Annotated in this window: 10 protein-coding genes; all 10 read right to left on the reverse strand. The window is 38.5% G+C overall.

Going from position 1 to position 11,889, the window contains the following annotated elements:
- Window positions 1-6: 6 nt before the first annotated feature.
- Complete coding sequence (locus tag COE25_RS07140) at window positions 7-1,554, reverse strand: spore germination protein (RefSeq protein ID WP_257208717.1); 1,548 nt, start codon at window positions 1,552-1,554, stop codon at window positions 7-9.
- 298 nt (window positions 1,555-1,852) lie between these two features.
- The gene (locus COE25_RS07145) at window positions 1,853-2,251 is read right to left on the reverse strand and encodes a PaaI family thioesterase (RefSeq protein WP_098932084.1); all 399 of its coding nucleotides are present in this window, start codon (window positions 2,249-2,251) and stop codon (window positions 1,853-1,855) included.
- Between the two features lie 64 nt (window positions 2,252-2,315).
- Window positions 2,316-3,062 (reverse strand): metallophosphoesterase family protein, encoded by a 747-nt coding sequence (locus COE25_RS07150; protein WP_098932085.1) that lies wholly within the window; start codon window positions 3,060-3,062, stop codon window positions 2,316-2,318.
- A gap of 126 nt (window positions 3,063-3,188) precedes the next feature.
- On the reverse strand, window positions 3,189-4,811 hold the full coding sequence (locus COE25_RS07155; protein ID WP_098932086.1) for an ATP-binding protein: 1,623 nt from the start codon (window positions 4,809-4,811) through the stop codon (window positions 3,189-3,191).
- A gap of 169 nt (window positions 4,812-4,980) precedes the next feature.
- Window positions 4,981-5,160 carry a hypothetical protein gene (locus COE25_RS07160; RefSeq protein ID WP_142354456.1) on the reverse strand — a complete coding sequence of 60 codons (180 nt, stop codon included), beginning with the start codon at window positions 5,158-5,160 and terminating at the stop codon, window positions 4,981-4,983.
- A 131-nt stretch (window positions 5,161-5,291) separates the two neighbouring features.
- Window positions 5,292-6,320, reverse strand: coding sequence for an alcohol dehydrogenase catalytic domain-containing protein (locus COE25_RS07165; protein WP_098932088.1), 1,029 nt, complete (start codon window positions 6,318-6,320; stop codon window positions 5,292-5,294).
- A 33-nt stretch (window positions 6,321-6,353) separates the two neighbouring features.
- Window positions 6,354-7,853, reverse strand: coding sequence for an aldehyde dehydrogenase family protein (locus tag COE25_RS07170; RefSeq protein WP_257208718.1), 1,500 nt, complete (start codon window positions 7,851-7,853; stop codon window positions 6,354-6,356).
- A 77-nt stretch (window positions 7,854-7,930) separates the two neighbouring features.
- Window positions 7,931-9,562 (reverse strand): flavin-containing monooxygenase, encoded by a 1,632-nt coding sequence (locus COE25_RS07175; RefSeq protein WP_098932089.1) that lies wholly within the window; start codon window positions 9,560-9,562, stop codon window positions 7,931-7,933.
- Window positions 9,563-10,232: 670 nt separating this feature from the next.
- Window positions 10,233-11,009 carry an IclR family transcriptional regulator gene (locus COE25_RS07180; RefSeq protein ID WP_098932090.1) on the reverse strand — a complete coding sequence of 259 codons (777 nt, stop codon included), beginning with the start codon at window positions 11,007-11,009 and terminating at the stop codon, window positions 10,233-10,235.
- Between the two features lie 70 nt (window positions 11,010-11,079).
- Window positions 11,080-11,859 (reverse strand): fumarylacetoacetate hydrolase family protein, encoded by a 780-nt coding sequence (locus COE25_RS07185; protein WP_098932091.1) that lies wholly within the window; start codon window positions 11,857-11,859, stop codon window positions 11,080-11,082.
- Between the last annotated feature and the right edge of the window lie 30 nt (window positions 11,860-11,889).

Raw genomic sequence — 11,889 nt, forward strand, 5'->3', positions numbered from 1 at the left:
CCTCTACTATTCGCCTCCTTGGGTTGGGTCCGGTTTTTGCCCAGATGACTGTCGGTAAGGGTTGAATTCACCAGTTAAATGCGGCCGTTTGTTCATCTTCCACCACGGAGCACGAATCAAGGCATCTTTTAATTCATCACCCTTCATCGGAGCGATTGGCGTGAGGTAAGGAACCCCAAAAGAACGCAGCGTACATAAGTGAATGACGATTGTAATCACGGCAAGCATAATCCCAAATAACCCTAGAAAGCCGGCAAGAAGCATTATAGGAAAGCGCAGCATCCTTAGCGCGATTCCTTGTGAATAGTGCGGTACCATAAAGGAAGCAATACCTGTAATTGCAACAACAATGACCATTGGAGCAGAAACCAAACCTGCTTGAACGGCAGCTTGACCGATGACCAAAGCGCCGACAATACTAATAGCGGCTCCGACTTGTTTCGGAAGCCGAACCCCTGCTTCACGTAACGCTTCAAACGAAATCTCCATCATTAATGCTTCTACCAGCGCTGGAAAGGGAACGCTTTCCCTTGAAGAAAATATACTAATCAGCAAGGTGGTCGGCACCATCTCGTGATGGAAGGTAAGAAGTGCTACATAAATTGAAGGCAAAACGAGAGATAACACAATAAACACAAAACGTAGCAAGCGGATGATTGAACTAGTCATGTAACGCTGATAATAATCTTCCGGCGATTGAAGTAAGGAAAAAAAGGTAATAGGAGCTATTAAGACAAAAGGGGTACCATCAACTAGAATCACCACACGTCCCTCCAGGAGATTTCCGGCAGCTACATCAGGCCGTTCTGTATTGACGAGTTGAGGAAAAGGCGAAAGGGGATTGTCTTCAATCAATTCCTCAATATACCCACTTTCTAATACACTATCAATTTCAATTCGCCGCAAGCGATTTTCGACTTCCTTAATGAGGGTTTGATCGGCAAGTCCATCCATGTATACAATGACAACAAGCGTGTCAGTATAGCGTCCAATTTTTATCGATTTCATTTTGAGGGCAGGGCTTTTAATCTTTCGCCGCAGCAGAGAGGTATTGATTGCTATTGTTTCCACAAAACCTTCTCGCGGTCCACGTACGACACCCTCTGCAGACGGTTCTTCAACTGATCGCTTTTCCCAACTAGACAACCCCAAGGCAAGTCCACATTCTTCTTGATTCACTAAAAGTACTGGATTACCAATGGAGATATTTTCTATACACTCTACAATTGTCTTGATTTCTTTTGTTTTTGAAATATGAATTTTTTTCAGCAATTCATGTAAACTACGAACCCTTCCTTCTGTTTCAGACATTAGCGGTTTGAGCACATGATCATCAATTTCCACGATATTAGATAATCCATCTATATAAACAAGCACAGCGTTTGTTTGTCCACCAATCAAAAACGTCTTGAATACCACATCAAAGCAATCCTGATACATGGAGCGAAGAACATGTAAGTTTTCATCTAAGTCAGATGAAAGCTGCGCTTGTTGTCCAGGAACTTGCAGTTGTTGTTTTTTTTTATGTAAATTTTTTCGAACTTTTCGAAACAATATACGCAGCTCCTTCCTTATATTCAGGTCGTATGGAAATTCGTGATGAAACTAATAGTTAATTTGTGATATATCCATCAAAATTATTCCATAATATTGGAAATTTATGTATTGGTGTACATGAGGATCATTGCTCCAGCGAGATAGGTGATTTTGTCAATATAAAAAGCCAGTTGCAAAAGTAAACCTAATGAATTAGGAATCTACTTTATACAACTGACTTATATTCACATCACTGCTCTATGGAAATAGAGTCACAGGAAATATTACAATAAAGTCTTCTTATATTTTCTTTGTTCTAATTCATGATTTTAAATGTTCCCGTAGCTTTAGCCAGCAATTTTCCCGTACTGTCCCTTACCTCACCTTCCGCTGTCACTAGACTTGACCCATGGCGGATAATGTTTGCTTTAGCCACCATTTTTTCTCCCTCTTGTGTCGGTTCCAAATAATTAATATTTAAATTAACAGTGACTAGAGAACAGTCAGTAAATGTACGTGCTGTTATACCCATAACAGTATCAAGAAGTACCGCATAAACTCCTCCATGTACCGTATTAATGGGGTTTAACAGGTAGGGTGTAACGGGAAGTTCTAGAACGTTATTCCCTTCTTCAAATTGGTTAATCTGAACACCGATCTTACGGTCAAAGCTGTTTCTTTGTTCAAGTTGTTTTTTCAAATCATCTATGGACATTTTATCTCCTCGCTTTTACACATTTTTGTTGTACTCTGCACTCCGACAACTAATTCACCTACAATTATATCCCATAGAAAATCTTTAAAAAGGCTTTATAAAAAGGTACCTGTATCTTTTGGTATTGATGAAGAAATTTCATGCGGTCGTATTGGACTTCTTGTAGTTCTATAGAAATACTACCTGAATCGAAGTTAACAATACTGTACTTGGCGAAGGGTTCATTATTACAACCTAATGATCCAGGATTTAAAAAAGCTTTTTCGTCTGTTTGAAATAAATGAACGGGATGATGATGACCAAAACAAATTAGTTTTTCATCAAAATCATTGAATAAGTGATTAAGATGTTTATAGGATGGATCAACAATTTGGCTAAACGGTTCTTTACTTATATGTTCAGTTAGTTTGTCTTTTTTTATATGATAATGAATTAATGCAATCGGTATCTGTTCAATGTTGGTATGAAGATATCTTGGGAGTTTCTCGAGCTTAGGAATAAAAGAAGAATCTAAGTCAGCTGCAATCCATTCATGATGTTTACGCATCTCTCCTACGTTGTGACTTTCAGGGTATACTTCACCCTTTATCAATCCTAGAACAGCCTCATCATGATTACCTGTAATCATTGAAATGTCTTGGCGTGAAAACAACATATCTAACACTTCATTCGTTTGATGACCAATTCCAATCATATCTCCAAGGCAATAAATATGCTCTATATTTTCTCTATTGTCAATTTCATGTAGAGCTGCTTTTAAGGCATCAGCATTTCCATGAATATCTGTAATAAATGCTATATTTTTCCCCATTTAAATTCCCCTTTCATTAAAGCAAAAACCTTTTTTACAATGGTTTATCATAAGAAATTGAATATACTTTATCAGCTTTAGGGGCTCCCTCCTAAACTGGATGGTGCCCACTCTTCTCGTCTATTCTTAAATCGCCAACGGTATCGAAATCTCAATTAATGTTCCTTCGTTTACTATACTTTGATACGTTATACTGCCTTTGTGCTGCTTAATAATTTTATGACAGATCATTAATCCGAGCCCGGTTCCCTTTTCTTTTAAAGTGTAAAAGGGCTCGCCTAAACGAGGAAGCAGTTCTTCAGGTATGCCACAACCCTGATCTTGAAAAGAAATAATACACTTACCATCTGCGCTTTTTCGTATGTTAATATGAATCTTCCCACTATTATTCATGGCCTCTATAGCGTTCTTTATCACATTAAGGAATACCTGCTTTAATTGGTTCTTCTCACAAGTTATAAAAATAGGAGATTCTTCAACACTCAGGATAAATTGTATATCATTCATAATGCCTTGAAGAGATAATAAATCAAGCGTATTTTCAATTAATTCTCTTATATTCATACGGTTTAGATGGGTCGCTTGAGGTTTTCCCAAAGAAAGCAGTTCGCTCGTAATCATTTCGATGCGTTCCATTTCACTGAGGAGCAAATCACAATACTCTTCAGAATTATGTTCCTTCTTATAAAGTTGAACAAACCCTTTTATGGTTGTGAGAGGATTTCTTATTTCATGTGCCACTCCGGCTGCTAATTCACCGACAATTGCTAGCTTTTCAGATTGCAAGAGAAGTTCTTCTGATTTTTTACGTGCAGTGATATCTCGGCTAATTATGACGATATGTTCGATCGAATTGTCTTCACCCAATACTGGCATGCAACGGGACTCTACATCAATCCAATCCCCATTTTTGTGTTGAAAACGGAATTCAAACGATTGAGATTCTTGGTTTTCAAACAACCCATTTAATGTATTTCTAACCGTACAAACATCATCAGGATGAATAAACGCTGAAAATTTGTTCCCTTCCATTTCCGATTCTTCATATCCTAAAACAAACTTATGGGAAGGAGAAAAGTAACGAATAAAATTCTCATTATCCATAACCACAATTAGGTCTAAGGTATTTTCTGTAATTAGTCGATAGTTTGCTTCACTTTCCTCCACCTTTTTATACATGGAGGACAACTTACTATTTAATCTATACAGCTTGACATAAGACTCTATTAGAAAGGTAGCAATAATAACTCCTAGGACCACAAATAGTAAATATTCAAGATGAACGGAAGGATTACCCTTTATTTTGTGAAAAATTGATACAAATATAATATAAATACTCACATAAATTCCAGATAGAATTAAAACTCTTTTTATCGGAGTAATACGTGAAATATATAAATGCATGATTATAAAACACAACATGACGAATGTCCAACCTAATACGTCAGGATACCAATTTCCACCAATATACAGTCTCGCAAGCAGAGGAATGGCCCCGGTAATTAACCCTGCTACTGGTCCAAGGTAAGCAAACACAATGATGACTGGTGCAAATCTTAGATCCAAAGAATACCCTAGTTGTTTGATTGATAACACAACGAAGATGATAGTAAAAATTCCAGCATATAATCCTACCCAAAATCGAACCTTATTAACTGGTTTATAATTGAAGAATGAATGGATAACTAATGGAATAATAACAAATATTGAAAAAACCGAGAGATTAACGATATATTTTAATAAAAACAACCTAATTCCCACCAATACTTTAACGTTAAAAATAGTTTTCTATAGATTTGAACCAACTACTATAGCTACTAAGGCTACAAAGCTTTATTAAAAATGCATCTGCAATACTTAGTAAAGTCAAATCGCATAATCTGACAAGATTGAACATAGATGTGTAAAAAAGAAAGGTTTATTTTTCTTTTTTTAACTTACTGTTAGTTTTATTGACACCGAAATATCGAGTGCATAGATCATCTAATTGATTTTGATATTCGGTAACAAGGTGATGATGATTTCCGAAATTCATTCGGGCTTCATTCAAATTTCCTTTTATTATTTCATATTCATCAACTATTTTTTTCAGAATCATAATAGAACCTCCCATCTTCATTGTTTCCTTCCTAACCTGTTAATCACAAAAAATCTGGTTCTACCTATTTTTAAAGGAAGAACCAGACTTTTTGGCTTTTAAGCCTCCATTAATGGAATAACTATATGAAATTATTCGAATTTCGTCACAATAAATGTACCTGTCAGGGCGTTTTGAGTCATACCTTCAAACAGGCTGTTCACCTCTGAAAGGGATACTTCACGATTCACCATTTTACCTGGAGTTAGTTTCCCTTGTGCAACTAGCGGAAGCAAAGACGAAAAACGATGAACAGGCATGCCAAAGGTAGAAATGAATCGAATCTCTTTATTAAGCATCTCATTGACTGGAATCGAAACCTTCCCACCTTCATTTGAAATGATACCGCCTTGCAAATGACGTCCATCCTTTTTTAAACTGCGAATCGAGTTGACACATGTCTCGGAATACCCTAGTGCATCCACGGACACGTCTGCCCCTCCTTTAGTGATTTCCATTATTGCCTTAACTGGATTCGTTTCTCGGCTGTTTATGGTATAAATTGCACCCATCTGCTTTGCTAATTCAAGGTTGGAATCATTGATGTCTACTCCGATTACATTAGCGCCCATAGCCGTTGCAATGTTGATTAAGGACAGACCAAGGCCTCCACACCCATAAACGGCCACCCACTCTCCTGGCAGAACCTGTACTCGATCGACTAAACCGTGGTAAGCAGTCATGAACCGACATCCTAAGGCTGAGGCATCAAGGAAATTCATTTCCTCAGGAAGGTGTATTACATTTCGATCTCCTTTTGGAACAGCCACATATTCTGCGTAACCTCCATCATAGTTTGAACCTGGTGAGGTGCGAGAGTCACATAGGTGGGATTTACCGCCGAGACAATGTGGACAAGTTCCATCACTGCCCGTAAAGGGCACAATTACCCGATCGCCCTTTTTAAAGTGAGTAACATCCTTGCCCACTTCTTCTACTACACCACTAAATTCATGCCCCAAAATACGATTTGCCGGCTGTCCATGCATCCACATATGCCAGTCACTTCTACATACACCATTTGCCATTACTTTAATAAGGATACCGTCTTTATCAGGTGTAGGATCTTGCACATTCTTAACCTCACACCTCTGCTTATCTACTAGTACTAATGCTTTCATTAAACATCCCTCCTCGAAATTTACCGTTTGAGTTTAATCCAGATTAATTACAACACTTTTCGTTTTGGTGTATGCTTCAATACCTGGATAACCCATTTCTGATCCTATCCCACTCTGTTTATATCCAGACAGTGGAATAGCATTATCCGAATGGAGATAATTATTTACCCAGACGGTTCCAGCTTCTAATGCATTAATTACCTTAAAAGCTTTTGAAATATCTTTCGTCCAAACACCAGATGCCAGTCCAAATTCGGTTAAATTTGCTCTTCCAATTACTTCATCAATATCCTCAAATGGCATGACACATAATACTGGTCCAAATATCTCCTCTTTTACAGCCGTACAATTTTCATCCAGATCAATAAGTATCGTAGGCTGGAAGTAATTCCCACCTGCTAACTCGCCATCTTGAAGAGTATTTCCGCCTGTTAATACTTTTGCCCCTTCTTTTATAGCTGTTTCAATATAATTTTTAACCGTTTCAAGATGCTGCTTGGAGACCAGCGGCCCCATCTGTGACGTAGGATCTAACGGATTGCCCACTCTCATTTTTTGTGCCATTGTAACTAGTTTTTCTGTGACTTGGTTATAAACTTCCTTTTCCACATAGAGTCGAGAACCCGCCATACATACTTGACCTTGATTGGTAAACATCCCCATAAAGGAACCTTTTATCGCTTTTTCAATGTCTGCATCTGCAAAAATAATATTTGGCGATTTTCCTCCTAATTCCAATGTTACCTTTTTCAAAGTTTCAGCGGAGCTTTTCATGATTCCTTTGCCTACAATCGTTGAACCTGTGAATCCAATTTTATCAATATCGGGATGGCTTGTAATCGCTTCCCCGACTTTCCCACCGGAACCTGTTACAATATTCACCACTCCGTCTGGGAAACCAGCATCCCGTATAAGCTCACCTAATAGCAGTGCCGTTAGGGTAGTTTGCTGGGAAGGCTTTAATATCACCGTATTTCCTGCAGCGAGTGGAGCCGCTAATTTCCAGACTGCCCCAAGCAAAGGGATATTCCAAGATGTAATTTGACCACAAACACCGATAGGCTCTCTTTTTGTGTAGGCATGGAGATTCCCCCCTGTTGTAAACGGTATCGTTTGACCCGTTAATTTGGTCGCCCACCCTGCATAATAGCGAAGGTGCGCAATTGCTGAAGGTACAAATCCGTAGCGTGCAAAATTAATGGTAATGCCGCCATCAATCGATTCCAAATAGGCAAATTCTTCTGAACGTTGTTCAAGTAAATCGGCCAATTTATTGAGTAGTTTTGACCGTTTTGCAGGAGAAGTTGCTGACCATGGGCCATTAAATGCTGCTCTTGCAGCACGAACCGCTCGAGCCACGTCTTCTTTGTCCCCCTCATAAATTTTAGCAATGATTTCCCCATTTGCTGGATTAATAGATTCATAAACTTTACCAGAGATGGAAGGAACCCATACACCGTTGATTAACATTTGCTTTGTGCTAGAAAGGAATTTTGCCACGTTATCTTGATGTACTTCTAATAATTTGGACACTTATTACTCATCCCCTATCATTATTTGAATATCACTATTAGACACCTAATGATATACTCTTTCAGTACTTTAGTTTATTAAGAAACTGTTTCTCTATTGGTACTTAAAGAAAATCCTTCGTAGCCTTTAGCCGCGACCTCGTCACATTTCTTACGGTAATTCCCTACACCACCGACATAAATGAGGAATCCACGCGGCTTCCCTTCGATATTTGCGCCTGTGTACCAGGAGTCACCCTTAGAATAGAGCGTTTTGTCAGCGATCTCTCTGCAATGCTTACTCCAAGCCTCTTCCGCCTCGACATTTGCCTCAATCGTTTCCACACCATTCTCGCGAAGATATTCGATACAATCACCAATCCATTCTACATGCTGCTCAATTGATACTGGTAAGTTGGTTAGTGCGGAAGGGCTTTCAGGTCCGGTAACCATGAACATGTTTGGGAAACCAGCGTTGGCGATTCCTAGATATGTTCTTACATGACCTCCATTTGCCCATTTCTCCTTGAGTGACACCCCTTCTTTACCACGGATATCAATCTTAAACAAGGGTCCTGTCATCCCATCGAATCCAGTTGCAAAAACAATGATATCTAGTTCATACTCTGCTTCTTCGGTTCTGATCCCCTTGGGTGTGATCTCCACAATTGGAGCACGCTTAACATCAACCAAGGAAACGTTTTCACGGTTAAATGTCTCATAATAATTGGTGTCAAGGACCGGCCGTTTCGATCCGTATAAGTACGTTGGCTTCAGTTTCTCAGCCACCTCGGGGTCTTTAACGGTTTCACTTATCTTGGAGCGGATGAATTCTCCTATTGTTTCATTCGCTGCTGGGTTTAGCATCAAGTCATTGTAGGTAAGTCCCATCGCAAATCCCCCACGCTCCCAGACCTTTTGGTATTCTCTCTCTCGTTCTTCCGGTGTATCATCTAAAGCTGATCTATTATTAATTAGTTGATCAAGATAGCCAGTAAGGGAGTGACGAGTTTGATTCCTAATCTCACTGTAATTTGCTTTTGTTTGACGTATGAACTCCGGATCATAGGGATGGTTTCTCGCAGGTGTACAGTACCCAGGTGTACGCTGAAAGACAGTAAGGTGATCGGCTTCTTGGGCAATGATTGGAATGGACTGGATACCGCTTGATCCCGTTCCAATAACACCAACACGCTTCCCCTTAAAATCTACCCCTTCATGCGGCCATTTTCCGGTATGATACCAATCACCCTTGAAGCTATCTAAGCCTTTTATGTTAGGAACGTTTGCGGCATTGAGTAAGCCAACACCTGAGATGAAGTACTTAGCCGATAGGATGGCCCCATCTTCCGTTTGGATCTTCCAGTTTTTATTGACCTCGTCGTAATGTGCAGAAGTTATGCGTGTATTAAACTGGATATCACGACGCAAATCTAATTTATCTGCCACGAAGTTAAGGTAACTTAATATTTCCGCCTGCTCTGGGAATCTTGAAGTCCATGTCCATTCCTGAAGGATTTCTTCAGAAAAAGTGTAATTATAAATGATACTATCTGAGTCGCATTTCGCTCCTGGATAGCGATTCGCATACCATACGCCTCCGACATCACCATTTGCCTCGAAAACACGGATGGAAAATCCGGCCTCTCTTAACCGTTGTAGCATGTATAACCCCGAAAACCCTGCCCCGATTACTATTGCGTCAAAGTTGTTATTCTGAGTAGATTTCATAAAAATTCTTCCCTCCTTCATATATTTAGAAAGTCCTAAACTTTCTCTCCTGATAATAGTTAATAGAGAAAGTTTTCAAAAACTTATATTTTTTTATATAAGGAAAATCCCCGTATATGTAATACATCCATAGTCCATTCCTGGATCACAAACAACTTCGACTTTAACTCAAGCTTAATTTTGGTTCACTAAGTTTTTGTCAATCCAAGATACAACACATTTATGTCTACGTTTTAAAGAATTCAGGCATCCTTTCCTTACATAAAATAAATATTTAATTTGAAAAAACATTTTTTGTAACCCCTTACATATAATCGCTGTCGGTAATCATTTAATCTATTTTTAAAAAAATTGCAGCTTTGCTGGAAATAGACCCTTATTGCTCAAAAAATACCCGCAAATCAGTAAAATTCCCTTATTCCCTTCTTGTTTGTTTTTTACTCAATTTCCGTAATTATACGAATCTTTACACTTATATGATAATTAATTTTTATGATTAAATATATTTAAGAAATTAAAAGGTACGTTAAGGAAATTTTATGGCTAAAAATCAATAGGGAAGATGATAAATATAATTAATCGAGTGTGTTTAAATTATGCAACTAAAAATTAAAAAAACATTTGACCAACATAAAATTTATAAAAAAAATATGGTCAAATGTTAATTCACTTAACTACTTCTATGTTTATAACCAAGACGAGCTGAAATTTGTTTACCAATATATAGCATTAGGGGCTGAAGATGTGTCAGGCGATCCTCCGTCATACGAATTGTTGGCCCTGAGATACTGACTGCTGCCACGACTTTGCCCAAATGGTCAAAGATGGGAACAGCCATGCAGGTGATTCCATATTCATTTTCTTCTAAATCAAGTGCGTACCCCTTTTGTTTCACTTTAGCCAATTCCTCGATAAAAGCGTCTTTGGTCGTGATCGTCTTATCTGTTTGCCTAGCTATTCCTTTACGTTCAAGAATATCCAGGACAACACTGGTTGGCAGGTAGGCGAGGATTGCTTTTCCAACTGAGGTGCAGTGCACGGATGCTCTTTTACCTACTTTAGAATGCATCCTTAGTGTTTCATTACCCTCTAATTTTTCAATATAGACCACTTCACCCTGATCATATACAACAAGATGAATAACCTCATTCGTTTCTTTTTCCAACTGCTGCAGAAAAGGTGTAGCCTCAGCTCTTAGATCAATGGATTCAAGCAGTTTTGAACTGATTTCTAATAATTTGTAACCAAGCTTATAGCGCGTAGTTTCTTCATCTTGCTCAATATATCCATATTTCACAAGTGTTGACAGGATCCGGTAAACAGAGCTTTTATTGATATCTATTTGATTGGCAATCTCTGTAACACCTAAGCCGCCTTTTTTTAAACTTACCAGAGTAATAATATCCAATGCGCGGCTTACAGATTTCACCATATTTTCTCTTTCCATAATTATTCACCTCGAAATGGCTGACCATAATAGCTTTTATTATAGATCATTTACCGGGCCTTATAGGATATTAATAAGGTGTGGCATGTCTTTTTGCAGAAACAAATGTATTGCGAAGAGTACCAATCTCTTTTATTTTGCATTCAATTACGTCACCGGCGCCTACAAACTCTGCTCCAACCGGACTACCCGTCAGGATTACATCTCCCGGCTTAAGAGTCATCACATTTGTCAAAAAAGCTAACATTCTGCGGATCGGTATAATCATTAATTCGGTTGAGCTATTTTGTTTTTCAACTTCATTCAGTTTAGCTTCAACCTTCACGGAAAATGGATCAAGCTCTGTTTCAATAACTGGACCCAGCGGTGTGAAGGTGTCAAATGATTTTCCGATTGTCCAGTGGCCGTCTTGATGAAAAAATTGAGGAGCTGTTACGTCGTTTCCAACTGTGTACCCAAACACGTAATCCAACACTTCTGATTCAGAAACATTTTTGGCTTCTTTTCCAATGATAATGGCTAATTCAGATTCAAACTTAACCTGCTCGATTCCTTCTGGGATCATTATTTCTTCTTCGGGCCCAATAACTGAAGAGGTTGGTTTAAAGAAGAAAACCGGAATCTCTGGAAGCTCTGTGGGTCTTTCTTCAATTTTTGAGACATAGTTAGCTCCAATTCCAATGATTTGGTTTGGCTTTAATGGAGCAAGCAGGGTCACATCAGAAATGGAGAAAGTATTGCCTGAAAACTCCCATTCTCCAAAAATATCTCCCTTAATTTCCTTGATAATATCTTCTGTTATGACACCTAAGTGGGTGGAAGCATCATGAGTAAATCTAGTAAATTTCATCGTTACATCTCCTTCAAATGATGATTTTTG

The organism is Bacillus sp. AFS031507 (assembly GCF_002584635.1).
Lineage (GTDB): Bacteria > Bacillota > Bacilli > Bacillales > Cytobacillaceae > Neobacillus.